The sequence below is a fragment of the Siccirubricoccus deserti genome, from assembly GCF_014283215.1.
GTDB classification, from domain to species: Bacteria; Pseudomonadota; Alphaproteobacteria; order Acetobacterales; family Acetobacteraceae; genus Siccirubricoccus; species Siccirubricoccus deserti.
On the sequence record NZ_JACOMF010000001.1, the window covers coordinates 323,941 to 349,723 of the forward strand.

Here is a 25,783-nt window from a genome sequence, read left to right on the forward strand (position 1 = left end):
CTCAACCAGCCGCGAACACCATGGTCGAGGCGACCTCCCATTCCAGCAGCACCGCATCGCCGGGGACGAGGCCGGGGGCCGGCGGCCCGGCCGCGGCGAGCTGGCGGCGGATTGCGAGCGGCGCCTGCCAGGCGGTTTCGGCCTCCAGCAGCAGGCTCGGCCCCTCGAAGATCACCTTGCGCAGCCGCGCCGGCAGGCGGTTCACGCCGGGCGCCGGCGGCGTGGCGGGATCGGCCAGGCCGATGCGCTCCGGCCGTACTCCCAGCTCCACACGCCCGGCGACGAAGCCCTTCTGCGGCGGGGCGCGCAGCACCGTGCCATCGGGCAGCAACAGCCCCCCAGCGGCGCCGTAGGTGGCGACCAGCCAGTTGGTCTGGCCGATGAAATCGGCGACGAAACGGCTAGCGGGGGCGCCGTAGATCGCTTCGCCGCTGCCGATCTGCTCGCAGCGCCCGGCGCGCAGCACGGCGATGCGGTCGGCCAGCACCAGCGCCTCCTCCTGGTCATGGGTGACATGGATGAAGGTGGTGCCAACCTCCTGGTGGATGCGCTTCAGCTCCAGCTGCATCCGTCGGCGGATCTTGAGGTCGAGCGCCGAGAGTGGCTCGTCCAGCAGCAGCACGGCGGGGCGGTTGACCAGGGCGCGGGCCATCGCGACGCGCTGCTGCTCCCCGCCCGACAGCGTCTCCGGCATCCGCGGGCCGAAATCCTCCAGCGCCACCAGCCGCAGCATCGCCGCGACCCGCCGGGCGATCTCCGGCTTCGCCACGCCCTTGCGCCGCAGGCCATAGGCGATGTTGTCGAACACCGTCATGTGCGGAAACAGTGCGTAGCTCTGGAATACTGTGTTGACGTTGCGGCGCCAGGGCGGCACGCCGGCCATGTCCTGGCCCTGCAGCCGCACCACGCCGCGGTCCGGCGCCTCGAAGCCGGCAATCAGTTTCAGCAGGGTGGATTTGCCGGAGCCGCTGGGGCCGAGCAGCGCCAGGAACTCGCCGGGCCGCACGGCGAGGCTCATGTCGCGCACCACCGGCGCGCCGGCGAAGGCCTTGTCGATGCCGATCAGTTCCAGATCGGGCGATGCATCGCTCATCCAGGCGCTCCGGACAGGGGTTGGCGGGGCGGGTTCGCCGGAAGGACAGGATGAAGCAGAATCGGCCGGTTTCGGCCATCCCGCACGCGGCCGGTTTCCGCCTGCGATCACCCTGGCCTATCCTCGCCACGGCACGGCGCCATGGAAGCGGCCGGCCATGGGAGAGACGCCATGCAGGATGCTGCCCGCCCGACACGACGCCCGTTGCTGGGCCTTGCCGCCGCCAGCCTCGCCAGCCCCTTTCTTCACACCGGCTCAGCACGCGCCGCCGGTTTCCCGGACCGGCCGATCCGGCTCATCATCCCCTGGGCTGCCGGCGGCTCCACCGATACGCAGATGCGCATCATGGGCGAGATCGCCAGCCGCCACCTGGGTCAGCCGGTCGTCATCGAGAACAAGCCCGGCGCCCGCGGCACCTTCGCCGCCAGCATCCTGCACAGCCAGGCGAAGCCGGATGGCTACACCATCGGCCAGATCCACGCCGGGGTGCTGAGCCACCCCTTCATGACCCGCTCCGCCACCTGGGATTCGGTGAACGACTTCACCTACATCCTCGGCATCACCGGCTATCTCTCCGGCCTCGTGGTGCGGGCCGACGCGCCCTGGCAGGACTGGAAGTCGCTGATGGAGCACATGCGGGCCAATCCCGGCAGCGTCTCCATCGGCACCTCCGGGGTCGGCGGCGCCAGCCACCTGGTGATCTCGCAGATCTTCGGGCGGGAGCAGGTGACCTATCTGCACGTTCCCTACCGCGGCGTCGCCGAGACGACGACGGCGCTGCTGAGCGGCCAGGTGCAGGCGATCGCCGACAGCAGCGGCTGGGCGCCGCATGTCGAGGCGGGGCGCATGCGCATCCTTGCCGTCTGGGCGAACGAACGGCCGAAGCGCTTCCCCGACGCGCCCTCGATCCGCGAATTCGGCATCGATGTCGGCGGCATCGCGCCCTATGGGCTGGCCGGGCCGAAGGGCATGGACCCGGAGGTCACCCGCATCCTGCACGACGCCTTCAAGGCGGCGCTGTTCGACCCGCAGCACCTCGCGGTGCTGGAGCGCTACGACATGCCGGTGCTGTACATGACCGGCGAGGACTACCGCGCCTGGAACGCTGCGCGCATTCCGGTGGAGCGCGAGCTGATCCGCCGCCTCGGCATCAGCTTCGAGGGCGGCTGATTACTCCCCGCAAAACCGCTTCTCGGTTTTGCGGGGACCGCGGACGGTCCCTCCCGATCGGCGCTTCGGCACAGCCTTCCGCGGCAAAGCCGCGAAGGGTATCGGGAGGCGACAGTTCCGACCGGCGCGCGGGCGGGCGGCTTCACCCCTTCAGGCCGCCCAGCACCTCCGCCGTATGCTGCCCTGGGCTCGGCGCCGGGCGGGCGGAGCGTGGGCGCTGGCGGTCGAAGCTGATCGGCAGCCCAACCACCTGCACCCCACTCTCCGGCAGCGTCTGAATGAGGTCGACCGCGGCGAATTGCTCGGTCGCCACCACCTCGCCGATGTCGTTCACCGGGCTGCAGGGCACCCCCACCGCCTCCAGCGCCGCCAGCCAATGCGCGCGGGTGTTGCCGCGCAGCACCTCGGCGATCATCGGGATCAGCTCGGCCTTGTTCGCCACCCGCTGCCGCCCCACCGCGAAGCGCGGGTCCGTGCCCCATTCCGGCCGGCCGAGCGCCCGGGCGCAGCGCACCCACAGCCGGTCGTTGCCGGCGGCAAGGCAGATCGGCCGGTCGGCAGTCTCGAACACCTGATAGGGCACGATCACCGCGCCGCCGGTGCCGTGGCGCTTCGGCACATCACCGGTCGCCAGGTGGTTGTTCACCTGGCCCTCCACCCAATGCACCGCGGTTTCGAACAATGAGGTATCGACGATGCAGCCGCGCCCGGTGCGGTCGCGCTGGCGCAGCGCCGCCAGCGCGCCGATGGTGCAGAACATCCCGGTCGCCTTGTCGTTGATCGAGGCGCCGCAGAAGGTCGGCGGATCCTCCGGCCTCCCGGTGACGCTCATCATGCCGCCATAGGCCTGCAGCAGCGGGTCGAAGCCGGGCTTCAGACGCAGCGGCCCCTGGTAGCCGAAGGCCCAGACCGAGCAGTAGATCAGCCGCGGATGCCGCGCGAGCATCGCCTCCGGCCCGATGCCGATCTCATCCACCACGCCGGGGCGCAGGTTCTGGATCAGGATGTCGGCGCCCTCGCACAGCCGGTGCAGCGCTTCGATGTCAGCCGGCGACTTCAGGTCCAGCGTGACGCTGCGCTTGTTGCGGTTCTGGCTGTGGAAATAGAGGCTGGTCTCGCCATCCGGCCCGAAGGGCGGGCCCCAGGCGCGGGCATCGTCGCCGCCCTCCGGCTTCTCGACCTTGATGACGTCGGCGCCCATGTCGGCCAGCATCACCCCGGCCAGCGGCCCGGCCAGGGCCTGGCCCACCTCGATCACGACCAATCCTTCAAGAGGCAGGGTCATCGGTTCCTCCGCGTGGTTGGCGCCACCATAGGGGCGGCTGGCGCGGGCTGGCCAGACGGGTATCCTGCGGCCCGGAAACTCCAGGGGAGAGAGACGCCATGAGCACCAGCACCGCATCGGCGCATTACGTCCCGGTCCGCGACGAATGGCTCGCACGCCGGGTCGAGGATGCGCTTGAGCCTGGGCTGCCGATCGTCGATCCGCACCACCACCTGTGGGACCGGCCGGAGTGGCGCTACCTGCTGCCGGATCTCCTGGCCGACACCAACCAGGGCCACAACATCGTCGCCACAGTCTTCGTGCAATGCCGCGCCATGCATCGCGCCGCCGGGCCGGAAGCCTTCAAGCCGGTGGGCGAGACGGAGTTCGTCAACGGCATCGCGGCGATGAGCGCCTCCGGCGGCTACGGCCCGACCCGGGTCTGCGAGGGCATCGTCGGTCATGTGAACCTGCAGATCGGCACCGAGGCGCGGCAGGTGCTGGAAGCGCATATCCAGGCTGGCGGCGGCCGGTTCCGCGGCATCCGCCACATCACCGCCTGGAACCCCGACCCGGTGATCATGAACCCGGCCTACCAGCCGCCGCAGGACATCCTGTTCCGCGAGGATTTCCGCGCCGGCTTCGCCCAGCTCGCGCCGCTCGGCCTCAGCTTCGACGCCTGGCTGTACCATCCGCAGATCCCCGACCTGACGGCGCTGGCGCGGGCCTTCCCGGAAACCCCAATCGTGCTCGACCATGTCGGCGGGCCGCTCGGCATCCGCGGCTATGCCGGCAAGCGCGACGAGGTGTTCGCCGATTGGCGCGCGGCGATGGCGGAGCTGGCAACCTGCCCGAACGTGCACGTGAAGCTTGGCGGGCTCGGCATGCGAATCAACGGCTTCGGCTTCGAGGATGCGGCCGAGCCGCCGTCCTCCGACATGCTGGCCGCCGCCTGGAAGCCCTATATCGACACCACCATCAACCTCTTCGGCGCGCGGCGCTGCATGTTCGAGAGCAATTTCCCGGTGGACAAGGGCAGCTACAGCTACGGCGTGTTCTGGAACACCTGCAAGAAGCTGGCAGCGGGCGCCTCGGCCGAGGAGAAGGCGGCGCTGTTCAGCGGCACGGCGCAGCGGTTCTACAAGCTTGCCGGGTGAGCGACCCGATCGCGGGAGGGCGCAGGCGGAGCCGGGCACCGGAGGCGTGAAGCGGGCTGCCGATCCGCCGGCCCGGCGGTGCGCGACCCGGCGAACCTCGGCTGGCTGCGCGCCGCCACACTCCAGGGCTGGGGTGGCCCCCGCCTGCTGGAGGCGCATGAGGCGGAGCGGCTGCCGATCACCGCGCAGGTCTCGCATGACGCGATGAACCATTCCATCGCCGTCGCCCGGCAGCGCGGCGCGGTGCCGCCGGACATCGAGATGCCGGAGCCGGTGGGCGATGCCATCCGCGCCCATGATGGCCCGGCGCCGGCCTATTCGATGTACGGTTTCACCTCGTCCACCGTGCCTGGATGCCGCACGCCGCCTGTGCAGCCGCTGGCAGCGGCGCGGCAGCGCGGCGTGCCGCTGGCGCTGGCCGACCGGATCCGCGGCGCGGCATGACTCCCGGCAGCCGCGGCTTCGTCGCCGCCATCGTTGCGGCGCAGGTGCTGGTGCAGATCGGCGCCTTCACCCTGCCGGCGCTGCTGCCGGACTACCTGGCTGCATGGGCGCTCAGCGCGACGGAAGCCGGCTGGCTCATCGGCATCTTCTACGCTGCCTATGTCCTGGTCGTACCGGTTCTGGTGGCGCTGACCGACCGGCTGCCGGCGCGCCGCATCTATCTGGCCGGCGCCGGGCTGACGGCGCTTTCGCACCTCGGCTTCGCCACCATCGCGGAAGGCTTCTGGTCGGGGCTGGCGCTGCGCGCCCTGGCCGGCATCGGCTGGGCCGGCTGCTACATGCCAGGGCTGAAGGCGATCGCCGATCCGCTGTCCGGCGACGCGCAATCGCGCGCCGTCTCCTGGCACGCGGCCGGCGTCGGCATCGCCGGCACCGCCTCCTTCGCCACCGCCGGCGCATTCGCCGCGCTGGGCGGCCCGGCCGCCGCCTTCCTGTTCGGCGCGGCGGCGGGTGGCGGCGCGGTGCTGATCGCGCTGATCATCATGCCCGACACCCGCCCCGCACCAGTGGCCGGACCGCCACGGGCGCTGCTGGATTTCCGCCCGGTGTTCCGCAACCGCCGCGCCATGGCCTGGATCGCCGGCTATGCGGTGCATACCTGGGAGCTTGCGGCGCTGCGGGCCTGGGGCGTGACCTTCCTCGCCATCGCCGCGACAAGGAATGCGCCGCCCTTCTGGGTGCCGGGGCCGACGGTGCTGATCACCGCGATCGGCCTGATCTGCATCGCCGTCTCCATCACCGGCAACGAGACGGCGCAGCGCTACGGGCGGCAGCGGGTGGTGACCTGGGCAATGTCGGTGGCGGCGGTGCTGTCGCTGCTCACCGGCTGGATGGTCGGGCTGTCCTTCTGGCTGGCGCTGCTGCTGGTGCTGGCCTGGAACGCGGCGATCTACCTCGACAGCTCGGCGCTCACCGCCGGTACGGTGCAGGCGGCGGGGCCGGGGCTGCGCGGCGCGACCATGGGGCTGCACAGCATGGTGGGCTATGCCGGCGGCTTCCTCGGGCCGCTCGGTGTCGGCATGGCGCTCGACCTGGCCGGCGAGGATGCGGTGGTGGGCTGGGGCCTCGGCTTCGCGCATCTCGCCGTGGTGACGCTGGCGGGGCTGGCGGTGCTGCGGCTGCTGGGACGTGATCCGGCGCGGCCGGCCGCCTAACCACGCACTACTCCGGCTTGAGTCCGGCGATCTCCACCGCCTGGCGCGACAGCGCGAGTTCCTCCTGCGTCACCGCCAGGTAATGCCGGCCATTCATCTGCGCTGGCGTGGCGACCTCGGCGCCGAGGTCGAGCAGCCGCGCCTGCACCGTCGCATCTCCCACCGCCGCGGCCATCGCCGATCGCAGCGCCTCCAGGATCTCCGGCGGCAGCCGGGCCGGGCCGAGCAGGCCGATCGAGGTGGACAGCTCCGCATCGATGATGCCGGCCTCGCGCAGGGTCGGCGCCTCCGGCACCTGTGGCGAGCGCACCGCCGAACCGGTCGCCAGGATGCGGGACTTGCCGTCGCGGTGCAGCGGCAGCGCCGCCGAAAGCTGGTCGAACATGCAGTGCAAATGGCCGGCGACGAGGTCCGGATAGGCCGCGCCGCTGCTGCGGTAGGGCACATGCGTCAGCCCGGCGCCGCTGCCATGGTTGAACAGCTCGATGCCGAGATGCGCCCCGGTGCCGATGCCGGAGGAACCGGCCGAGACCTTGCCCTGGTTCGCCTTCGCATAGGCCAGGAACTCCTGCAGGGTCCGCGCCGGCAGGGTGGCCGAATTCGCCAGTACGATCGGCACCCGATAGGCCAGGGCGATGAAGGTGAAGTCGGTCCAGGTGTCCCACGGCATCCGCGCCGTGGTCAGCGGGCTGATGGTCAGCGTGCCGGAGGAGCCGATGCCGAAGGTCAGCCCATCCGGCCGCGCCTTCGCCACCAGGTCGAGGCCGATGACGCCGCCGGCGCCGCCGCGGTTCTCGATGACCACCGGCTGGCCCAGCCGCTCCGCCATGATCGGCGCCAGCAGCCGGGCGGTGAAATCGACATTGCCGCCGGGCGCGAAGGCGACGACGAGGCGCACCGGCCGGTCCGGCCGCCAGCCAGGCTGCGCCAGGGCCAATGCGGGCAGGGACAGCGCGGGCAGCGCCCCGAGCAGCAACGTGCGGCGTGTGGTTCTCATGGTGCGAGCGTCTCCTGGGGCACGAAGCCCCGCCAATGTCCGGGCCGCGCCACCTGCTGCGCATAGCCCTGCATCCGATCCGCCGCCTGGCCGACCAGCGCTGGCGCGGTCAGCGCCTTGCGATCCAGATAGGCGGCCAGTTCGTCGCGCGCCGCGGTGAGCGCGCCGAAGCCCGATTGCAGCACCGCCGAGGTCATCTCCACCGCGGTCGCCCCGGCCAGCAGGAAGCGCGCGACATCGAGGCCGTTGCGGGCGCCATTGGTGCCGATGATCGGGAAATCCCCGCCCAGCGCCGCCCGCGCCTGCGCCACCCAGCGGCAGGAGATCGGCAGCGCCCAGGGTCCGCTGAACCCGGCCGCGGTGCCGAGCACCGGCGCCAGGGTCTCGACATCCGGCAGCATCCCGACGAAGCGGCCGACCATGCCCACCGCCTCCGCCCCGCCCTCGCGTGCAGCGCGCGCCAGCGGCAGGATGTCGCCGCCGATGCCGGGCAGCTTGACCCAGAGGGTGCGGGGGAATTCGGCCCTGACCGCGGCGACGATGGCACGCAACCGCGCCGCATCGGATTCGATGGTGACGACGCCGGGCTTCACCTCGGTCGCCTGCGGCGAGCCGACGTTGAACTCCAGCACGCGGATGCCGGCGCGGTGGATCCTCCGCGTCAGCTCCAGCGCGCCCTCCAGCCCACCATAGACGATGCTGGCGGCGACGAAGCGGCCGTCCTGCGCAGCCAGCCGGTCGGCGACGGCCACGGTCGCCAGCCATTCATCGACCGGGATCTGCTGCAGGCCGGACCGGCAGAGCAGGCCTGCCGCCCCCGCCTCGGGCGCGCCCCAGGGCACCACCCGGTTGTCGGGCGAGACCAGCGCGTAGTCGGCGATGTCGAGTTGCGCCGCCGCCGCCGCCGTCTCGTTGATCGACTTCGAGATCACCCCGGCCGCGCCGCTGGCCAGCGCCGCGCGCAGCCCGGCCGCGGTCATGGTGTGCTCCCCCGAGCCGCAGATGATCGGGTTCGCCAGGGCGAGGTCGCCGATGCGCGTCGCCAGCCTGTCACTCATGCCGTCTCTCCATAGGCGTTGGAGCCGAGCCGCCGGCTCAGCGCCGCGGCGGCCCCCCGCAATTGCGCCAGCACCGCCGGCGGCGGCGGCTCGGGCAGGTGCTGCACCGAGCCGATCAACCCGATGCTGCCGACCAGCCGCGCCTCGGTGCCGGCCAGGATCGGTGCCGCCAGCACGTTGATGCCGAGCAGCGTCTCCCCCGCCGCGCTCTCCCACAGCCGGGTGCGCAGCAGGGCCAGCCGGGCGCGCAGCGCCGCCGGATCGGTCAGCGAATGCGGCGTGAAGGCGGGCAGCGGCGCCGACAGGGCGCGTTCCACCGCGTCCGGCGCGGCGAAGGCGAGCGCGATGCGGCCCTGCGCCGAGCAATGCAGCGGCGGCCGGTTGCCGGGGCGGACGGTGATGCAGACCTTGTCGGCGCTTTCCAGCGCATGCACCACCAGCACTTCGCCGGCATGCGGCACGGCGAGCAGCACCGTCTGCCCGGTCGCATCGCGCAGCCGCTGCATCAGCGGCTCGGCGAGGCGCCTGAGGTCGAATTGCTCCGCCGCCGCCTGGCCGAGCTGGAACAGCCGCCAGCTCAGGCGGTAGCGCTCTGACGCCTCCTCCTGCTCCACCAGCCCGGCCTGCCGCAGGGTGCCAAGATGGCGGTGCACCCTGCCCTTCTGCTCGCCGAGCGCGCGCGCCAGGTCGCTCACCCCCATCGGCCGGCCGGCCTGCGCCAGCCCTTCCAGCACCCGCACCGCGACGAGGACGGAGCGGACGGCGCCAGTCTCCGCGGCCTCGGCGGCGGGGCTATTGGCGGGGGATGCTGGCATCGGCGACGACGCGGGCCCAGCGGGCGTTCTCCTCAGCGACGAAAACGCGGAACGCCTCGGGCATGCCGGGCGCCGGCTGCACGCCGAGTTCGAGCAGCCGGTCGCGCACCTCGGGCAGCGCCAGGGCATGGGCCAGCTCGGCACCCAGCCGGTCCACCACGGCGCGCGGCGTCCGGGCCGGGGCGGCGATGCCGTTCCAGCTCCGCACCACATAGCCGGACAGCCCGGCCTCCTCGGCAGTCGGCACCTCCGGCAGGTCGGGGAAGCGCCGCGGCGCGGCGATGGCCAGGATGCGCATGCGGCCGCCTGCCAGCTGCGGCAGCACCGGCGCCAGGATCTCGGAAACCAGATGCACGTCGCCGCTGGTCGCGGCATTCAGCAGGTCCGGCGTGGCGCGATAGGCGACCACGGTCATGTCGAGCCCGGCCATGCTGCGGAACAGCTCGGCGCCGAGGTTCTGCGCCCCGCCGACCGCGACCGAGCCGATATTGGCCGAGCCGGGGCGCGTCTTCGCCGCGGCGATGAACTCGCCCAGCGTGCGGTAGGGCGATTGCGCGCCCACCGCCAGCACATGGTCGAAGAAGGCCATCCGGCTGACGAATTCGAAGTCGCGCAGCAGGTGGTAGGGCAGCTGCCGGTAGACCGCGCTGGCGGTGCTGTCAGTGGTGGTCATCAGCAGGATCGTGTGGCCATCCGGCGCGGCACGGGCGACCGCCTCGGCGGCGACGATGCCGCCGGCGCTCGGCCGGTTCTCCACCACCACCGGCTGGCCAAGGCGTTCCGTCAGCTTCTGCGCCACCAGCCGGGCGGAGAGGTCGCCGACCCCGCCCGGGGCGAAGCCCAGGATCCAGCGGATCGGCCGGTCCGGCGACCAGCCCTGCGCCCGGGCCAGCCCAGGCGCCAAGGCAGCCACCGCCAGCAGCGCCCGCCGCTTCATCGCCCCGCCTTCCCGTAGCCACCGCCGCCGGGGGTTTCCAGCACCACCTCGTCGGCCGGCTGCATCACCACCTTCTTCGCCTCGCTGACCGGCACGCCATTCACCAGGAAGCGGCCAGGCGCGCCGGGAGCGCCACCTTCCAGCCCCTCCGGCCCCTCGGCGGTGCGGCTGGTGACGGCGTTGAGCAGCCAGGGCTCGTTGGTGCGCAGGCGGAAGCCGATGCGCTGGCCATCGCCGCCCGGCTGGGCGCCAGCGCCGCCGGAGCCGTCACGCAGCTCCTTGCAGGTGATCTCGACCGGCATCGCCGCTTCCAGCACCTCCACCGGCACGGCGGCGATGCCGGTCGGGTAGCAGGTGGCGGCCGGGCCGGGCTTGCCGCGCCGCGCCCCCATCCCGCCGGAATAGCTGAACATCGAGGAGGTGAAGCTCTGCCCGCCGGCGTCCTTGCCCTGGATCTGGATGGTCCAGACCGCGCCGGCACCCTCCGCCAGCACCCTCTCCGGCATCACCTGGTGCAGCGCCTTCAGGATCGGGAAGGGCACGTACATGCCGACGACGTGGCGGGCGTTCACCGGCGCCGGATAGGCGCAATTCACCACGCTGCCCTCGGGCGCCGTCACCCGCACCGGCCGGAGGCTGCCCCAATTATTCGGCAGCTCCGGGTCGAGGCAGGAGCGAACGGCGAAATTCGCATAGGCCGCGGTGTAGTTCAGCACCACATTGACGCCGATCGGCAGCTGCGGCGTGGAGCCGGCGAAGTCGATGGTGATCTCCCCCGCCTCGGCATCAATGGTCACCGCGGCATGCAGCACCACCTCGGTGCCGCCGGGTACGTCGAAGCGGCTCTCGCCATGGAAGGTGCCTGGCTTCAGCCGGCGGATGCTGTCGCGCGTCGCCGCCTCCGACCGCGCCAGCACCTGGGCGGACAGCTCTGCGATGTCGTCGAGCCCCTGGCGATCGCAGAGCGCCTGCAGCCGCTCCGCCCCGACCCGGCCGCTGGCCACCTGCGCGGCGAGGTCGCCGAAGACATGGCCCGGGGTGCGGACGTTGCGGCGGATGATGTCGTGCAGCAGGGCGTTGGGCCTGCCGGCCTCGTAGAGCTTGGCCAGCGGCAGCCAGAGACCTTCCTCATGCACGTCGCGGGCGCCGGCGCCGACGCCATAGCCGCCGATGTCGGTGTGATGGATGGTGGAGCCGAAGAAGCCGATCACCCGGTCCCGCCGGAACACCGGCGTCATCACCGTGATGTCGAAGAAATGCCCGGCCGTCAGCCAGGGATCGTTGGTGATGAGCACATCGCCGGGGAGAAGCGTCCCCGCCGGGAAATGCCGGACGAAATGCTCGCCGGCGGCGGCGAGCGAGTTGATGTGGCCCGGCGTGCCGGTGACCGCCTGGGCCACCATCCGTCCCTCGGCGTCGAACAGCGCGGTCGCCAGATCCCCCGCTTCCCGCACGATGGGCGAGAAGGCGATGCGTTGCAGCGCGCGGGCCTGCTCGCTGACCGTCGAGATCAGGTTGCCCCAGAGGATCTCGAGCGCGATGCCGTCCATCATGCCGCCTCCCGCACCGCGATCACCGCGCCCGTCGGATGCACCGTCGCCACCCAGCCGGGCAGGATGACCAGAGTGGTCTCGCGTTCCTCGATGATGGCGGGGCCGGCGATGCGCTGGCCGATGCCGAGCGCCGGGCGGTCATGCACCGGCACCGGCGGCGCCCCCGGCAGCAGCGCCAGCGGGCGATGCGCGCGGGGCGGCGCGGCGGCAGCCTCTGTAGCCGGCGGCGGGCTGGCCTCGGGCACCGGTCCGCTGGCGATCAGCCGCCAGGTGACCACCTCCACCGGCACCTCCGCCAGCCGCATGCCGTAGAGCGCCTCGTACTCGGCCTCGAATGCGGCGCGCAGCACGGCCGCGTCATGCGTCCGCAGCGCCTCGGCCGGCAGCGTGGTGGTGACCTCGTTCTGCTGGCCGGCGTAGCGCATGTCGGCGGCGAAGCCGAAGCGCGCCTCGCCCGGCTTCACCCCGGCGCTGGCCAGCGCCGCCCTGCCCTCCGCCTCCATCTCCGCATAGAGCCCGGCGATGCCGGACCAGTCGGCGCCTTCCAGCGGCCCGAGGGCGCTGCGCACCAGGTCGAGCCGCACCGGCGTCACCAGCGTGCCGAAGGCCGAGAGCACGCTGGCCAGCGGCGGGAAGATCACCTGCGCGCAGTCCAGCAGCTCCGCCACCCGGCAGGCATGCACCGGGCCGGCGCCGCCGAAGGCCAGCAGCGGCAGGCCGCGCCAGTCGAGCCCCCGGTCGGTCGCATGCGCCCGGGCGGCGGAGGCCATGTTCTCGCAGACGACCTGGTAGATGCCGCGCGCCGCCGCCTCGGCCTCGACCCCGAGCCGCGTGCCGAGGCACGCCGCCGCGGCACGGGCCCCGGCGGCGTCGAGCGGCATGTCGCCGCCGAGGAAGCGCGCCGGGTCGAGCAGGCCGAGCACCACATCGGCATCGGTCACCGTCGGCTCGGTGCCGCCGCGGCCGTAGCAGACCGGGCCGGGCTCGCTGCCGGCGCTGCGCGGGCCGACCTTCAGCAGGCCGAGCGCATCGACGCTGGCGATCGAGCCGCCGCCGGCGCCGATCTCCACCATGTCGATGCAGGGCACCACGGCGGGCATGCCGCTGCCCGGCTTGAAACGGTACTTGCGGTCCACCTCGAAGGTGCCTGCGACCAGGGCCTGGCGGTCCTGGATCAGGCAGGCCTTGGCGGTGGTGCCGCCCATGTCGAAGGAGAGCAGCCGGTCGAGGTTGAAGATTTCGGCGAAATGCACCGCCGCCAGGGCGCCGGCGGCCGGGCCGCTCTCGATCATCCGCACCGGGAAGCGGCCGGCGACCGTGGTGCCGACCACCCCGCCGTTGGAGAGCATGATCAGCGGCGCGTTGGGGAAGCCGCGCCGCGCCAGCGCCTCGGCCAGCGCGGTCAGGTAGGGAGCGGTGATCGGCTGGGTGTAGGCGTTCATCGCCACGGTGCTGGCGCGCGGGTACTCGCGGAGTTGCGGCGCTACCTCGGAGGAGATCGAGACGAAGAGCCCCGGCGCCGCGGCGAGGATCGTCTCCCGCGCTGCCCGTTCGTTGGCGCCGTTGCGGTAGCCGTTGATGAAGCAGATGCCGAGTGAGCGGATGCCCTGGGCCTGGATGGCCCGAGCGATGGCGGCGGCTTCGGCCGGATCGACCGGCTGGGTGACGCAGCCATCCGCCAGGGTGCGCTCGCGCAGGGTGAAGGTACGGTCGCGCGGGACCAGCGGCTCGGCGAACTCGATCTGCGGGTCGAACATGTCGTAGCGATGCTCGTCGCGGATCGTCAGCAGGTCGCGGAAGCCGGCGGTCAGCAGCAGGGCGGTGGGCGGGCCGCGGCGCTCGATGACGGCGTTGGTGACGAGGGTCGTGGCATGCACTGTGACGTCGTCAACCGCGGCCGGGGCGATGCCGGCCTTGCCGAGCGCCAGCCCGACCGCGCGGAAGAAGCCGTCCAGCAGGTCGCCGTGGGTGGTGAGCACCTTGTCCACCACGGCGCGGCCATCGGCATGGCGCAGCACCACATCGGTGAAGGTGCCGCCGATATCGACGGCAAGCGCCCAGCCGGCCATTCCATTTCCCCCGTGGCTGTCCCGGACTCCGGCACGCCGTCTTGGAAAGCAGGATGGCGCGGCCGGCCTGCCGGCGTCAACGCCCCGGCAAGGGCTTCAGCGGCGGCTCCACCCCCGGCGGCAGCGGCACCTGGGCGATGTTCAGCGTCATGCCCACCGCCACGTAGTAGCCGCTGACCGCGATCAGATCGATGATCCCGCGCTCGCCGAAGCGGGCCTTGGTGGTGGCGTAGGTGGCGTCCGAGACGGTCTTCGTGCGGTGCATCTCGGTGCAGAATTCCCAGACGATCCGCTGATCCTCGGTCATCCCCTCCGGCCGCCGGCCCTCGGCCACCGCGGCGGCGATGGCGGGCGGCAGCCCGGCCTTCATGGCCAGGATATGGTGGGCGTACCATTCGTACTGCGCCGACCATTCCCGCGCGGTGATCAGGATGGCCAGTTCGTTCAAATCGGCCGGGATGGAGCTGTTGAAGCGCAGGTACTCGCCCACTCGCTGGAAGCGGTCTGCCACCTCCGGGCTGCGCAGCATCGCCGGAAAGGGTCCCCGGAGGCCGCCGCGCGGGCCGCCGGTGATGCCATCCGCCACGCGCTTCTGCTCTGGCGTCATTGCCTCGGGCGGGATCGGCGGCAGCCGGCCGCGCTTGCCGTCATCGACCGGCAGGCCAGTGTCACTGGGCATGGTTTCCTCCGTTTCGTGTCAGGATGCCGATCATCACCCCACCAAATTGGCTTCGCAACCCGCCACCCCTGGCCTAGCGTTACGGTGCAGGGAAATGGCTGCCGGGAGATGTTCTTGGCCTATGCGTTGCAGCAGCTGATCAACGGGATCAGCCTGGGGATGATCTACGGCCTGATCGCCGTGGGCTACACCATGGTCTACGGCATCATCGGCATGATCAATTTCGCCCATGGCGACGTGTTCATGATCGGCGCCTTCATCGCCCTCATCACCGCCCTGCTGCTCTCGGCCGGCGGCATGCTGGACGGGCCGGCGGCGATCCTGCTGATGCTGCTGATCTCAATGGCGTTCACCGCGTTCTATGGCTGGACGATGGAGCGGGTGGCCTATCGGCCGCTGCGCGGCAGCTTCCGCCTGGCCCCGCTGATCACCGCCATCGGCCTCTCGATCGTGCTGCAGAACTACGTGCAGGTCAGCCAGGGCGCCCGGGTGAAGCCGATGGAAGCGCTGCTGCCCGGCGGCATCGAGGTGATGCGGGACGGCGGCTTCGTGGTGCAGCTCTCCTTCACTCAGATGCTGATCATCGGCGTCACCCTGGCGGTGCTGGCGGTCTTCACCCTGCTGGTGACGCGCACCCCGCTCGGGCGGGCGATGCGGGCCTGCGAGCAGGACCGGAAGATGGCCGCGCTGCTCGGCATCGACACCGACCGCACCATCAGCCTGACCTTCGTCATCGGCGCGGCGCTGGCCGCCGTCGCCGGCACCATGTACCTGCTGCGCTACGGGGTGATCGATTTCTACATCGGCTTCCTCGCCGGGGTGAAAGCCTTCACCGCGGCGGTCCTCGGCGGCATCGGCTCGCTACCCGGCGCCGTCCTCGGCGGGCTGCTGATCGGCCTGATCGAGACCTTCTGGAGCGCCTATTTCAGCGTGCAGTACAAGGATGTCGCGGCCTTCTCGATCCTGGTGCTGACCCTGATCTTCCTGCCCACCGGCCTGCTAGGACGGCAGGAGGTCGAGAAGGTATGACCCAAGCGTCCGATGACCGGAGCGGCGAAAGCCGCGGAGGTCTGAATCGGCCGCCCTTGCCGATACCCCGGGCGCTGCGGGACGCCGCCATCGCCGCCGCCATCGCCTTCGGCCTGTTCGCCGTGATGGTCGGGCTGCGCACCGAGGTCTCGCCAACCGGCGCGCTGGTGCTGCGCCAGCGCTGGGCGGAGGTGGCCATGCTCTGCGGCATCGTCTTCGCCGGCCGGCTGGCGCTGACCCTCTGGCTCGGCCGCCGGGCGCTTCGGCCCACCACCGCGCCGGGCCCCTGGGCCGTCCGGTTGCAGCAGGCCGGGCGATTCTTCGCGCCGGCCCTGCTGGCGGCGGCGCTGGTGCTGCCCATCGTCTCCGGCGGCGACCGCTACCTGCTCGACCTCGGCATTTTGGTGCTGACCTACGTGATGCTCGGCTGGGGGCTCAACATCGTGGTCGGGCTGGCCGGGCTGCTCGACCTCGGCTACGTCGCCTTCTACGGCATCGGCGCCTATTCCTACGCCCTGCTCTCGACGCATTTCGGCCTCTCCTTCTGGATCGGCCTGCCGCTGGCCGGCATCATGGCGGCGTTCTGGGGCGTGCTGCTGGGCTTCCCCGTGCTCAGGCTGCGCGGTGACTATCTGGCAATTGTGACCCTGGCCTTCGGCGAGATCATTCGCGTGGTGCTCAACAACTGGGTGAGCCTGACCGGCGGACCGAACGGCGTCAGCGGCATCCCCCGGCCGAGCTTCTTCGGCCTGCCCTTCTCCATGTCGGGTGAGCCCGACACCTTCGCCGGCTTCTTCGGGCTGGAACCCTCGCCCAGCCATCGGGTGATCTTCCTCTACTACCTGATCCTCGGCCTGGCGCTGCTGACCAATTGGGTGACGATCCGGCTGCGCCGCCAGCCGCTCGGCCGCGCCTGGGAGGCGCTCAGGGAGGATGAGATCGCCTGCCGTGCGCTCGGCATCAACGTCACCGTCACCAAGCTCTCGGCCTTCGCGCTCGGTGCCATGTTCGGCGGCTTCGCCGGCGCCTTCTTCGCCACCCGCCAGGCCTTCGTCAGCCCGGAGAGCTTCACCTTCATCGAGAGCGCCATCATCCTGGCGATCGTCGTGTTGGGTGGCCTCGGCAGCCAGGTCGGCGTCGCCGTCGCGGCGCTGGTGATGATCGGCGGGTTCGAGCTGTTCCGCGACCTGGGCGAATACCGCATGCTGGTGTTCGGCGGCGTCATGGTGGTGATCATGATACTCCGGCCGCGTGGGCTGGTCGGCACCCGCACGCCCTCGGTGGCGCTTGGGGAGAAGCGCGCCATCGGCGGCGACCTGGTTGGCGAGGGGCGCGGATGAAGCCGCCCGCCGCCCGGGCGCACCGCGACATGATCCTTGAGGTCGCCAACCTCACCATGCGATTCGGCGGCCTCACCGCGGTGGACCGCGTCTCCTTCACCGCGTTGCGGGGCGAGATCACCGCGCTGATCGGCCCGAACGGCGCCGGCAAGACCACGCTGTTCAACTGCATCACCGGCTTCTACCGGCCGAGCGAGGGCGCCATCCGGCTGCACCGCCCCGGCGCGCTGCCGGTCGACCTGCATCGCCTGGCCGGCTACCGCATCGCCCGCAGCGGCGTCGCCCGTACCTTCCAGAACATCCGGCTGTTCCCCGGCATGACCGCGCTCGAGAACCTGCTGGTGGCGCAGCACAACACGCTGATGGCGGCCAGCGGCTGGGCGGTGGGCGCGGTGCTGGGGCTGTCGCGCTACCCGGCGGCGGAGCGGGCGGCGATCGAGGTCGCCCGGCGCTGGCTGCTGGCGACGCATCTGCTGGACCGCGCCGACGACCCGGCCGGCGCCCTGCCCTATGGCGCGCAGCGGCGCCTGGAGATCGCCCGTGCCATGTGCAGCAGCCCCGGTGGCCCGGCGCTGCTCTGCCTGGACGAGCCCGCCGCCGGGCTCAACCCGCGCGAATCCGAGGAGCTGGCGCGGCTGCTGCTGGAGATCCGCGCCGACGGCACCTCCATCCTGCTGATCGAGCATGACATGGGTGTGGTGATGAAGATCAGCGACCGGGTGGTGGTGCTGGACCATGGCCGGCGGATTGCCGATGCCGCGCCGGCCGCGGTGCGCAGCGATCCCAAGGTGATCGCCGCTTATCTCGGCGAGGAGGGAGAGGAGGAATGAGGCCGGCCGAGCAACGCCCCCGCGCCATCCGGCGCTCCGGCGGTCGGGCGGCATGACCCCCCTCCTCGACATCGACTGCCTTTCCGCCGGCTATGGCGCGGTGCAGGCGCTGTCGGATGTTTCGCTACAGGTCATGTCGGGTGAGATCGTCACCCTGATCGGCGCCAACGGCGCCGGCAAATCCAGCCTGCTGATGAGCATCTGCGGCGACCCGAAGCCGCGCGCCGGCCGCATCCGGCTGACCGGCGAGGACATCACCGGCGCCCCAACCCACGCCATCATGCGCCGTGGCGTGGCGCAATCGCCGGAGGGCCGCCGCATCTTCCCGCGCATGACGGTGCGGGAGAACCTGCTGATGGGGGCCGAGGCGCTGACGCGGGAGGATCCCGCGGCGCAGCTCGAACAGGTCTTCACCTTGTTCCCACGGCTCAAGGAACGGCTGGCGCAGCGCGGCGGCACGCTGTCGGGCGGCGAGCAGCAGATGCTCGCCATCGGCCGGGCGCTGATGTCGAAGCCACGGCTGCTGCTGCTGGACGAGCCCTCGCTCGGGCTGGCCCCGCTGGTGGCGAAGCTGATCTTCGGCGCCATCCGGCGGTTGAACGCCGAGACCGGCCTGACGGTATTGCTGGTGGAGCAGAACGCCTTCCAGGCGCTGCGGCTGGCGCATCGGGGGTATGTCCTGGTCAACGGCCGTATCACCATGGAAGGCAGCGGCGCGGCGCTGCTGGCGCGGCCGGAGATACGGGAGGCCTATCTCGGCGGGCATGGGTGACGCCAAGGCAGATCGCAGGCTGAAAGCCTGAAGGCGTGCCTCCGTCCTGAAGGCAATAGGCCAGAGCGATCTCTGTCCCACCTGGACTGCGATCCGCTCGGGTGTTCCGTCGCCGTTGGAAAGCGCCATGGCGCCGGCGTAAGCTTCGCCGTCACGTCGCCCTCCAGGGGCACGAATCGTCAGGGAGACCAAGAACATGCTGACACGTCGCGGCCTCATCGCCGCCTCCGCTGGCCTCGGCATCGCGGCCGACGCCCGGGCGCAGGGGAGTACCGGCCCGATCCGCATCGCGACGGCCGGGCCGATGACCGGCCAGTACGCGGCCTTCGGCACCCAGATGCGCCTCGGCGCCGAGCAGGCTGTGGCTGATCTCAATGCGGCCGGCGGCGTCCTCGGGCGCCAGCTCGCGCTCGAGATCGGCGACGATGCCTGCGACCCGCGCCAGGCTGTCTCCGTCGCCAACCAGCTTGCCGGCCGCGGCGTGCGCTTCGTGGCCGGGCATTTCTGCTCCGGCAGTTCGATCCCCGCCTCCAAGGTCTATGCCGAGGAAGGGGTGCTGCAGATCAGCCCCGCCTCCACCAATCCGCGCTTCACCGATGAGGGCGGCTGGAACACCTTCCGGACCTGCGGCCGCGACGACCAGCAAGGCCAGGTCGCCGGCGCCTATATCGCCAAGACCTTCCCGGGCAGGAAGGTGGCGATCCTGCACGACAACTCCGCCTACGGGAAAGGGTTGGCGGACGAGACGAAGAAGGCGCTGAACGCCGCCGGCACGACCGAGACGCTCTATGCCGCCTACACACCGGGCGAGCGGGACTACAACGCCATCGTCTCCCGCCTCAAGGGCGCGGGGGTCGAGGTGGCCTATGTCGGCGGCTACCACACCGAGGCCGGCCTGATCCTTCGCCAGGCGAAGGAGCAGGGGATGAACCTCACGCTTATCGGCGGCGATGCGCTGGTCACGAATGAATTCTGGCAGATCACCGGCGCCACGGGCGAAGGCACGCTGATGACCTTCAGCAGCGACCCGCGCAAGCGCGCCACCGCCGCGGAGGTCGTGCAGCGCTTCCGGGCGAAGAACATCGATCCGGAGGGCTATGTCCTCTACACTTATGCGGCGCTCCAGATCTGGGCGCAGGCCGCGGCCAAGGTCAACAGCACCGACCCGCGCCGCGTCGCCGCGGCGCTGAAGGCGCAGGGCCCGTGGCAGACCGTGCTCGGCCCGATCAGCTTCGACGCCAAGGGCGATGTAACAGTGCCGGACTACGTCTTCTACATCTGGCGGAACGGCAGCTACGCCGAGATCTGATACGAACGGCGGTTGATCCTGACCGATCAACCGCCCCCTCGGTCGCCAGGCGGTTTGCTCCGCAAGCCTTGGCTATGCGCCAGGCGGCGCGGCGCCCCCTTGGGCGTTTGGCACGAATGAAGGATCCATGCCGTTGGTAGGAGGCGAGCGCCGCCGCGCTTTCCGTTGTGGCGGCGTATCTGGGTGGAGGTAATGCTTGAATCGGCCGGCGCGGGGCCACATCTTCCCCGCATCGTCAACAACTGAAAGGAGGTGATCCAGTGTCTCATTGCCATACGCCGCGTGCCCTGCCTGCGGCCTGGATCATCGTCTCCGCCACTGTGGGGACGGCTTCCTGAGCCCTGCCTAGGCCGGCAACGGCTGCAGCAATGGGAAGGCCCCGGCGGCAACGCCGGGGCCTTCCGCATTTCTACGGTCCCGCGATCGGGCCGGGTCCGTCAGCCGAGCTTGCCAACCCGGTGATAGTCGCGGCCGAAATAGATCAGCCCGTGATCGTGGACGCTGCCGGCGCGGATGCCTGCCACCTCGGCGAAGACGACGAGATGCGTGCCCTTCTCGACGATCTCGGTAACCTGGCAGTCGAAGGACACCACCGCCCCCTGCAGCACCGGCGCGCCGGTCGCGAGCGTCACCCAGGTGCCGGCGTCGAAGCGCTCATCCATGCTGCATTTGGTCACGCCGGCGAAGACCATCGCCGCATCCTGCTGCCCGGCCGCGACCACGTTCACGCAGACATTGCCATTGGCCTTCAGCGCCGGCGCGGCGGTGGCGTTGCGGTTCATGCAGACCAGCAGGGTCGGCGGCTCGTCGGTCACGCTGCAGACGGCGCTGGCGGTGAAGCCGCCACGCCCGGCGGGGCCGCCGGTGGTGATGATGTTCACCGCCGCGCCCAGCCGCGCCATGGCATCGCGGAATTCCTGCTTGCTGACCGTCATCTGCGGCATGCCCTGCTGTTCGGCAGGCAGTAAAGCACGCGCCACGGCGATGGGAACCCCGGGCCGCGCATCCCGCGGCCCTGTCCCGGCAGGATCATTTCATCCTGGCGGCGAGCGGTGTCGACACCTCTTCCAGCGGCCGGCCCTCCGCGGCGAAGCCCAGACGCCATTCCGTTGCCGCCGCCACCAGCATCAGCGCCGCGGCGATCAGATAGCCCCACATGATGTCGCCGCGCTGCCCGCCCTCGATCAGCCAGCCGAACAGCGCCGGCCCGACCACCCCGCCCATTCCCGTGCCGATGGCATAGAACAGCGCGATTGCCATCGCCCGAATCTCCAGCGGGAAGCTCTCACCCACCGTCAGATAGGCGGCCGAGGCGGCGGCGGAGGCGAAGAAGAAGATCACCGTCCAGGCCGCCGTCTGCTCCCAGGCGGAAAGCCAGCCGGCGGCGAAGGCGAAGCCGGTGGCGGCCATCAGCACGCCGGCCAGCGCGTAGGTCGCGGTGATCATCGGCCGGCGACCGATGGTGTCGAAGAAGCGGCCGAGCACCAGTGGCCCGGCGAGGTTGCCGAGCGCGAAGGGCAGCATGAACCAGCCGATCTGCTGTGCCGGAATGGCATAGAATTTTGTCAGCACCAGCGCATAGGTGAAGAACACCGCATTGTAGCAGAAGGCCTGACAGGACATCAGCGTGAGGCCGAGCACCGCGCGGTCGCGCTGGGTGCGGATCATGGTGTGCCACACGTCGGAGAGGCTGGCGTGGCCGCGGCGGTGGAATGCCACCGCGCCATAGGTCGGCGGCGGCAGCGGGCCATGGGTCTCGGCGACGGATCGCTCGATGCTGCGCACCACCGCCTCGGCCTCCGCCTCGCGGCCGTGCACCATCAGCCAGCGCGGGCTTTCCGGCAGGTGGCGGCGCAGTAGCAGCACCACCAGCGACAGGGCGCCACCGACGACGAAGGCGGCGCGCCAGCCGATCTCCGGGTCGATGATGGCAGGGTCGAGCACCACCAGCGCGGCGACGGCCCCGATGGCCGCACCGCCCCAGAAGGTGCCGTTGACGTAGAGATCGGTCCTGCCGCGCAGCCGCGCCGGGATGAGTTCCTGAATTGCTGAATTGACCGCCGCATACTCGCCGCCGATGCCGGCCCCCGTGAGCGCACGGAACAGCGCGAAGGACCAGAAATCCCAGGCGAAGCCGGTGGCGATGCTGGCCGTCATGTAGACCAGCAGGGTGATGAAGAAGAGCCGCCGCCGCCCCATCCTGTCGGCCAGCCAGCCGAAGCCGAGCGCGCCGACGACGGCACCGATGAGATAGGCCGAGGCGGTGAGGCCGATCTGGGTTTCGGTCAGCGCCAGACTCGGGCTCTGGTGGATGGCGCCGGCCAGGCTGCCGACCAGCGTCACCTCCAGCCCGTCGAGGATCCAGGTGATGCCGAGCGCCATCACCACGCGCCAGTGGAATCCGGCCCAGGGCAGGCGGTCGAGACGCGCCGGCACATCGGTCTCGAAGCGGCCGGTGCCGTCGCTGCCTGATCCGGCCCCTGGTGTGTCGCGCATTCCGACCTCCCCCCTCCCTGGCCGCAACGCCCAAAGCGGCTTCGGGTGCCACGCAGGTAAGCACGCTAACGGCAAGGCCCGAAGCGGATCGCCTCCACCCTTGCGTCGAGGCGGCTGCGGGTATCGTCGACATCGGTGCTGATGACGATTTCCTGCAACGGCGGCGGCTCGCCACCGAAGGCATGGCGCCAATCGGCGGCGAGGTTCACCGATTCCTCGAACCAGCGGCCGCGCGGCGCCTCGGCCGGGCGCAGCACCCTGACCTTGCCCAAACCGGCCAGGTAGGGGCTGGCGAAGGGCACCGGCTCGCGCCCGGTGCCGCCCCAGACATAGGTCAGCACGCTGCGCGGTAGCGGGTGGCTGCCGGCGGCGGCCTGGGCCATGGCATGCTGGGTGCGCTGCCACATCGTCACCTGCGGCGGCCAGCCGGAGAAGCCGACCGAGATCGAAATCGCCCGGTCGTCGCCGCCGCGCTGGGTCAGATCGGTGGGCGGTGGCCCCTGATCGACCCGCCAGCGCCAGCCGAGGCAGGCCGGCATGCCCTGCACCCGGCGCCAGACGAAGCTGCCCTGGGCCTCCGCCTGCACCCCGATGCCACCATTCGGCAGGAGCCGGAAGCTGGCCGGCGGCACGCCATGCCATTCCACGTGGCGCCAGCCCGCGGCCTCCAGCGGGTCGGGCGGATGGGAGGGTCCCGCCCCGGCCAGCGCCGCGGCGGCGAATGTCGTAGCCAGAGCAGATCGCCGGAAAGCCGGGAAGGCTGAGGGCGCGATTCTGCCCTGGAAAGACCAGGCCAGGGCGGATCGCAGTCGCGACTGGACTGCGATCCGCTCTGGGGGCGTGGCAAGCCGGCGCATGGATGGTTAGATGCCGGCCGCGCAGCCCGAGACAAGGAGGGGGACGAATGCCCGAGATCAAGATTGCGGCGAGTGATGGCGGCGGCAGCTTCGGCGCCTATCTGGCGCAGCCCAAGACCAGGCCGGCTGGCGTGGTGGTGATGATCCAGGAAATCTTCGGCGTGAATGCCACCATGCGCGCGCTGAGCGACTGGGTCGCCGAGATGGGCTTCATCGCCGTCAGCCCCGACCTGTTCTGGCGCCAGGAAGCCGGGGTGCAGCTCGACCCCGATGCCGGCCAGGCGCAATGGGACCGTGCCTTCGCGCTGATGAAGGGCATGGACCAGGACAAGGCGGTCGAGGACATCAAGGCGACGATCGCCGCTGCCCGCAAGATGGACGGCAGCAACGGCAAGGTGGCGACCATGGGCTTCTGCCTCGGCGGGCGGCTTTCCTACATGGCGGCGGCACGGACCGATGCCGATGCCAACATCAGCTACTATGGCGTCGGGCTGGAAGGTCTGCTGGGCGAGGCAGGGGCGATCAAGGCGCCGCTCATCCTGCACATTGCCGAGAAGGATAAATTCGTGCCCCCCGAGGCGCAGGCGAAGATCATCGAGGGGCTGAAGGGCCACCCGCAGGCCACGGTCTACATCTACCCGGGCGTCGACCACGCCTTCGCCCGCATGGGCGGCCATGCCTGGGACGCCCGCGCCGCAACCATCGCCAATGGCCGGACGGCGGAGCTGCTGGCCAAGGTGCTCGGCTGATCGGCCCGCGTCCCGGGTGGCAACACCCGGGACGCTTGGCGCGTCACACGAACGCCGCCACCTGCGGCACGCCGAGCAGGTGCCGCCCGACCATCTCCAGATGCCAGGGCGTCGCCTGCAGATGCTGGGAGGCGCACATGGCGTCGCGGAAGCGCCGCTCGAAGGGGTTGGACTCCAGCACCGCGGTGGTGCCCGCGGCACGGTAGCAGGCGACCGAGACATCGGTCGCGTCGCGCATCACCGAGGTGGTCGCCAGCCGCACCGCCATGCGGGCGTCGAGCGACAGGGTCTTTGCCGCCTCGGCCTCCTCCCAGGCCTCCCGCAATGTGCCGAGCAGGTACATCCGGGAGGCGCGCAGCCGGGCCTCGAGCTGCGCCACCTCGGATTGGATGCAGTGGTTCTCCGCCATCGGCTGGGCGCCAGCGCGGGCGGTCTTGCCGCGGGCCAACGCGACATACTGGTTGAGCAGGCCGCGCGCGGCGCCGAGCGCAACCCCGGCAAAGCCCGCAGCGTAGCACAGGTGCGAGGTGAAGGCGGTGATGGTGCCGTGCTGGCGCCGCTCGTCGAGGCGGTCGCGGAAGCAGGCATGCGCATCCGGCACGAACAGCCCGTCCAGCTCATAAGTGTCACTGCCGGTGCCGCGCAGGCCGAGCGAGGCCCAGTCGCCGATGATGCGGGCCTGCTCCTTCGGGAAGATCACCGTCACGTCTTCCGGCTTGCCGTTGGGACCGTTGCGCAGCATGCCATCCGGCAGCACCACCGGCACATGCGCGCCGAGCAGCGGCGCATGGCGGCTGCCGCTGGCGAAATCCCAGGAGCCGGTGACCCGGTAGCCGCCCGCCACCGGCACGGCGCGGGCACGGCCATGCCGGGCGCCCCAGGCGAGGCCGCTGCGGCGGTCGGAGAAGAAGCGATGGGCCACCTCGGGGTCGAGGTAGGTGGCGCTGCTCATCACCGAGACATTGCCCTGGTTGACGCACCAGCCGACACTGGCATCGCCCACCGCCAGCGCCTCGGTGATCGCGGCGAAGGTGTCGAGCGACAGGGCGGCGCCGCCGAGCGAGGCCGGGGTCAGCAGCCGGAAGAAGTCGTTGGCGTAGAGCGCCTCCAGCACCTCCGGCGTCAATTCGCGGGCGGCCTCGATGGCCGGGCCGGCGGCGTCGAGCAGCGGCACCAGGGCGCGCGCCCGCGCGACCGGATCGCTGCCGGACATCGCCGCGTCGCGCGGCAGTTCCAGCGCCCCGAGTTCGGCTACGGCCATGGCGCTACTCCCTTTCCTCAATCCTGCACCGGAAGCTAACACGCGGCGGGCCGGCGGCAAGTCGGGCGACCGTCCTTTTCCACGCATAGGGCATTCAGAAGGCCAATCCGCACCGCTCCGGTTGCTTGCCTATCCCGGAGATTCGTAAGAGGGGCAAAACCTGTGGTGGTCAGGCGGGCTGGCAGCGCTGCCGGACCAAGTCGGGCAAGTACGGGATGCTGGCTTGGCCTGGGATGCCGAGCCTGGCGCCGAGGTAATCCCAGAAGCTGAGGCCGAGCTTGGCGCAGGTCTTGGCCAGGCCCAGGAAGGCGTCGCGGCAGTCGCGGCCCGGATCGCTGCGGGTGCCGCCGCTGAGCTTGCGGCGGGTGACCTGGGCGCGGATGTCGTTCTCCGATCCGTTGGTGTGCAGCGGGATCTCGGGGCGGTCCAGCACCTGCAGCAACTCGGCTTTGTTGGCATGCAGGCGCTCGAGCAAGCGGTCGAGCATGGCGAAGCCGGTGCGGCGCTGGAAGATGCGGTCGAAGCGGGCGCGCAACTCGGCCCGGCGGCGCCGACTGGGCTCGCGGCGGTACGCCTTCAGGTCGGCGTAGAACCACCAGATGAGGTCGCGGATGCGCGCCTGGACGGCCCGCTGCTGGTCGGTGAAGGTCTCGAGCCTGTGGACGAGACGCTCGGCATGGATCCAGCACA

The 25,783-nt window shown here is 71.1% G+C and carries 24 protein-coding genes; 10 read left to right on the forward strand and 14 right to left on the reverse strand.

All coding sequences use genetic code 11. The annotated features are described in order from the left end of the window. Window position 1: 1 nt before the first annotated feature. A complete protein-coding gene (locus H7965_RS01540; protein ID WP_186768750.1) occupies window positions 2–1,093 on the reverse strand; it encodes an ABC transporter ATP-binding protein in 1,092 nt (363 codons plus the stop codon). 171 nt (window positions 1,094–1,264) lie between these two features. Between H7965_RS01540 and H7965_RS01545 the strand changes: the two genes are divergently transcribed. Further along, window positions 1,265–2,263 (forward strand): tripartite tricarboxylate transporter substrate binding protein, encoded by a 999-nt coding sequence (locus H7965_RS01545; protein WP_186768751.1) that lies wholly within the window; start codon window positions 1,265–1,267, stop codon window positions 2,261–2,263. A 142-nt stretch (window positions 2,264–2,405) separates the two neighbouring features. Here the strand turns inward: H7965_RS01545 and H7965_RS01550 are convergent, their stop codons facing one another. Next, window positions 2,406–3,548: a CaiB/BaiF CoA transferase family protein gene (locus H7965_RS01550; RefSeq protein WP_186768752.1), complete on the reverse strand. Its 1,143-nt coding sequence runs from the start codon at window positions 3,546–3,548 to the stop codon at window positions 2,406–2,408. Between the two features lie 98 nt (window positions 3,549–3,646). On the opposite strand from H7965_RS01550, the gene H7965_RS01555 reads away from it, so the two are divergent. The 3 genes from H7965_RS01555 to H7965_RS01565 all read left to right on the forward strand — a co-directional run bounded on the left by H7965_RS01555 (window position 3,647) and on the right by H7965_RS01565 (window position 6,342). Continuing rightward, window positions 3,647–4,684, forward strand: coding sequence for an amidohydrolase family protein (locus H7965_RS01555; RefSeq protein ID WP_186768753.1), 1,038 nt, complete (start codon window positions 3,647–3,649; stop codon window positions 4,682–4,684). Window positions 4,685–4,762: 78 nt separating this feature from the next. After that, window positions 4,763–5,128 (forward strand): FAD-dependent monooxygenase, encoded by a 366-nt coding sequence (locus tag H7965_RS01560; RefSeq protein WP_186768754.1) that lies wholly within the window; start codon window positions 4,763–4,765, stop codon window positions 5,126–5,128. Further along, window positions 5,125–6,342, forward strand: a complete 1,218-nt coding sequence (locus tag H7965_RS01565) for an MFS transporter (RefSeq protein ID WP_186768755.1) — start codon at window positions 5,125–5,127, stop codon at window positions 6,340–6,342. The genes H7965_RS01560 and H7965_RS01565 overlap by 4 nt, the downstream gene beginning before the upstream one ends. 7 nt (window positions 6,343–6,349) lie before the next feature. Here H7965_RS01565 and H7965_RS01570 read toward each other — a convergent pair whose 3' ends face one another. The 7 genes from H7965_RS01570 to H7965_RS01600 all read right to left on the reverse strand — a co-directional run bounded on the left by H7965_RS01570 (window position 6,350) and on the right by H7965_RS01600 (window position 14,450). Beyond that, a complete protein-coding gene (locus H7965_RS01570) occupies window positions 6,350–7,339 on the reverse strand; it encodes a Bug family tripartite tricarboxylate transporter substrate binding protein (protein ID WP_186768756.1) in 990 nt (329 codons plus the stop codon). Continuing rightward, window positions 7,336–8,397 (reverse strand): dihydroorotate dehydrogenase, encoded by a 1,062-nt coding sequence (locus H7965_RS01575; RefSeq protein WP_186768757.1) that lies wholly within the window; start codon window positions 8,395–8,397, stop codon window positions 7,336–7,338. The genes H7965_RS01570 and H7965_RS01575 overlap by 4 nt, the downstream gene beginning before the upstream one ends. Continuing rightward, a complete protein-coding gene (locus H7965_RS01580) occupies window positions 8,394–9,212 on the reverse strand; it encodes an IclR family transcriptional regulator (protein ID WP_186768758.1) in 819 nt (272 codons plus the stop codon). The genes H7965_RS01575 and H7965_RS01580 overlap by 4 nt, the downstream gene beginning before the upstream one ends. Beyond that, a complete protein-coding gene (locus H7965_RS01585; RefSeq protein ID WP_186768759.1) occupies window positions 9,190–10,149 on the reverse strand; it encodes a Bug family tripartite tricarboxylate transporter substrate binding protein in 960 nt (319 codons plus the stop codon). Before H7965_RS01585 ends, H7965_RS01580 begins: the two co-directional genes overlap by 23 nt. Continuing rightward, window positions 10,146–11,699, reverse strand: coding sequence for a hydantoinase B/oxoprolinase family protein (locus H7965_RS01590; protein WP_186768760.1), 1,554 nt, complete (start codon window positions 11,697–11,699; stop codon window positions 10,146–10,148). Before H7965_RS01590 ends, H7965_RS01585 begins: the two co-directional genes overlap by 4 nt. Then, complete coding sequence (locus H7965_RS01595; RefSeq protein WP_186768761.1) at window positions 11,699–13,771, reverse strand: hydantoinase/oxoprolinase family protein; 2,073 nt, start codon at window positions 13,769–13,771, stop codon at window positions 11,699–11,701. The genes H7965_RS01590 and H7965_RS01595 overlap by 1 nt, the downstream gene beginning before the upstream one ends. Before the next feature lie 76 nt (window positions 13,772–13,847). After that, window positions 13,848–14,450, reverse strand: a complete 603-nt coding sequence (locus H7965_RS01600; RefSeq protein WP_186768762.1) for a carboxymuconolactone decarboxylase family protein — start codon at window positions 14,448–14,450, stop codon at window positions 13,848–13,850. Window positions 14,451–14,558: 108 nt separating this feature from the next. On the opposite strand from H7965_RS01600, the gene H7965_RS01605 reads away from it, so the two are divergent. From H7965_RS01605 to H7965_RS01625, 5 genes are all read left to right on the forward strand, one after another. Continuing rightward, window positions 14,559–15,479 carry an ABC transporter permease subunit gene (locus H7965_RS01605; RefSeq protein ID WP_456308113.1) on the forward strand — a complete coding sequence of 307 codons (921 nt, stop codon included), beginning with the start codon at window positions 14,559–14,561 and terminating at the stop codon, window positions 15,477–15,479. A gap of 56 nt (window positions 15,480–15,535) precedes the next feature. Next, complete coding sequence (livM, locus tag H7965_RS01610) at window positions 15,536–16,819, forward strand: high-affinity branched-chain amino acid ABC transporter permease LivM (protein WP_261393967.1); 1,284 nt, start codon at window positions 15,536–15,538, stop codon at window positions 16,817–16,819. After that, window positions 16,816–17,649 carry an ABC transporter ATP-binding protein gene (locus tag H7965_RS01615; protein WP_186768765.1) on the forward strand — a complete coding sequence of 278 codons (834 nt, stop codon included), beginning with the start codon at window positions 16,816–16,818 and terminating at the stop codon, window positions 17,647–17,649. The genes livM and H7965_RS01615 overlap by 4 nt, the downstream gene beginning before the upstream one ends. Before the next feature lie 52 nt (window positions 17,650–17,701). Beyond that, the gene (locus tag H7965_RS01620; protein WP_186768766.1) at window positions 17,702–18,421 is read left to right on the forward strand and encodes an ABC transporter ATP-binding protein; all 720 of its coding nucleotides are present in this window, start codon (window positions 17,702–17,704) and stop codon (window positions 18,419–18,421) included. A 196-nt stretch (window positions 18,422–18,617) separates the two neighbouring features. Continuing rightward, a complete protein-coding gene (locus H7965_RS01625; protein WP_186768767.1) occupies window positions 18,618–19,730 on the forward strand; it encodes a branched-chain amino acid ABC transporter substrate-binding protein in 1,113 nt (370 codons plus the stop codon). A gap of 437 nt (window positions 19,731–20,167) precedes the next feature. Here the strand turns inward: H7965_RS01625 and H7965_RS01630 are convergent, their stop codons facing one another. The 3 genes from H7965_RS01630 to H7965_RS01640 form a co-directional block, all read right to left on the reverse strand. Continuing rightward, window positions 20,168–20,665, reverse strand: coding sequence for a flavin reductase (locus H7965_RS01630; protein WP_186768768.1), 498 nt, complete (start codon window positions 20,663–20,665; stop codon window positions 20,168–20,170). A gap of 94 nt (window positions 20,666–20,759) precedes the next feature. Further along, on the reverse strand, window positions 20,760–22,226 hold the full coding sequence (locus tag H7965_RS01635; protein WP_186768769.1) for an MFS transporter: 1,467 nt from the start codon (window positions 22,224–22,226) through the stop codon (window positions 20,760–20,762). Window positions 22,227–22,291: 65 nt separating this feature from the next. Further along, window positions 22,292–22,873 (reverse strand): DUF3047 domain-containing protein, encoded by a 582-nt coding sequence (locus H7965_RS01640; RefSeq protein WP_186768770.1) that lies wholly within the window; start codon window positions 22,871–22,873, stop codon window positions 22,292–22,294. A gap of 257 nt (window positions 22,874–23,130) precedes the next feature. Between H7965_RS01640 and H7965_RS01645 the strand changes: the two genes are divergently transcribed. Continuing rightward, window positions 23,131–23,832 carry a dienelactone hydrolase family protein gene (locus H7965_RS01645; protein WP_186768771.1) on the forward strand — a complete coding sequence of 234 codons (702 nt, stop codon included), beginning with the start codon at window positions 23,131–23,133 and terminating at the stop codon, window positions 23,830–23,832. Between the two features lie 43 nt (window positions 23,833–23,875). On the opposite strand, the gene H7965_RS01650 is transcribed toward H7965_RS01645, so the two are convergent. Further along, a complete protein-coding gene (locus tag H7965_RS01650; protein WP_186768772.1) occupies window positions 23,876–25,093 on the reverse strand; it encodes an acyl-CoA dehydrogenase family protein in 1,218 nt (405 codons plus the stop codon). A gap of 169 nt (window positions 25,094–25,262) precedes the next feature. Then, window positions 25,263–25,783 (reverse strand): IS66 family transposase (locus H7965_RS01655; RefSeq protein ID WP_186768773.1); only part of this gene is annotated, 521 nt, incomplete at its 5' end.

Bases quoted from the DNA above. Each gene is read 5' to 3' on its own strand.
- H7965_RS01540 (WP_186768750.1), bottom strand. From the start codon at position 1,093: ATGAGCGATGCATCGCCCGATCTGGAACTGATCGGCATCGACAAGGCC.
- H7965_RS01545 (WP_186768751.1), top strand. From the start codon at position 1,265: ATGCAGGATGCTGCCCGCCCGACACGACGCCCGTTGCTGGGCCTTGCC.
- H7965_RS01550 (WP_186768752.1), bottom strand. From the start codon at position 3,548: ATGACCCTGCCTCTTGAAGGATTGGTCGTGATCGAGGTGGGCCAGGCC.
- H7965_RS01555 (WP_186768753.1), top strand. From the start codon at position 3,647: ATGAGCACCAGCACCGCATCGGCGCATTACGTCCCGGTCCGCGACGAA.
- H7965_RS01565 (WP_186768755.1), top strand. From the start codon at position 5,125: ATGACTCCCGGCAGCCGCGGCTTCGTCGCCGCCATCGTTGCGGCGCAG.
- H7965_RS01570 (WP_186768756.1), bottom strand. From the start codon at position 7,339: ATGAGAACCACACGCCGCACGTTGCTGCTCGGGGCGCTGCCCGCGCTG.
- H7965_RS01575 (WP_186768757.1), bottom strand. From the start codon at position 8,397: ATGAGTGACAGGCTGGCGACGCGCATCGGCGACCTCGCCCTGGCGAAC.
- H7965_RS01580 (WP_186768758.1), bottom strand. From the start codon at position 9,212: ATGCCAGCATCCCCCGCCAATAGCCCCGCCGCCGAGGCCGCGGAGACT.
- H7965_RS01585 (WP_186768759.1), bottom strand. From the start codon at position 10,149: ATGAAGCGGCGGGCGCTGCTGGCGGTGGCTGCCTTGGCGCCTGGGCTG.
- H7965_RS01590 (WP_186768760.1), bottom strand. From the start codon at position 11,699: ATGGACGGCATCGCGCTCGAGATCCTCTGGGGCAACCTGATCTCGACG.
- H7965_RS01595 (WP_186768761.1), bottom strand. From the start codon at position 13,771: ATGGCCGGCTGGGCGCTTGCCGTCGATATCGGCGGCACCTTCACCGAT.
- H7965_RS01600 (WP_186768762.1), bottom strand. From the start codon at position 14,450: ATGCCCAGTGACACTGGCCTGCCGGTCGATGACGGCAAGCGCGGCCGG.
- H7965_RS01605 (WP_456308113.1), top strand. From the start codon at position 14,559: ATGTTCTTGGCCTATGCGTTGCAGCAGCTGATCAACGGGATCAGCCTG.
- H7965_RS01615 (WP_186768765.1), top strand. From the start codon at position 16,816: ATGAAGCCGCCCGCCGCCCGGGCGCACCGCGACATGATCCTTGAGGTC.
- H7965_RS01620 (WP_186768766.1), top strand. From the start codon at position 17,702: ATGACCCCCCTCCTCGACATCGACTGCCTTTCCGCCGGCTATGGCGCG.
- H7965_RS01625 (WP_186768767.1), top strand. From the start codon at position 18,618: ATGCTGACACGTCGCGGCCTCATCGCCGCCTCCGCTGGCCTCGGCATC.
- H7965_RS01630 (WP_186768768.1), bottom strand. From the start codon at position 20,665: ATGACGGTCAGCAAGCAGGAATTCCGCGATGCCATGGCGCGGCTGGGC.
- H7965_RS01635 (WP_186768769.1), bottom strand. From the start codon at position 22,226: ATGCGCGACACACCAGGGGCCGGATCAGGCAGCGACGGCACCGGCCGC.
- H7965_RS01645 (WP_186768771.1), top strand. From the start codon at position 23,131: ATGCCCGAGATCAAGATTGCGGCGAGTGATGGCGGCGGCAGCTTCGGC.
- H7965_RS01650 (WP_186768772.1), bottom strand. From the start codon at position 25,093: ATGGCCGTAGCCGAACTCGGGGCGCTGGAACTGCCGCGCGACGCGGCG.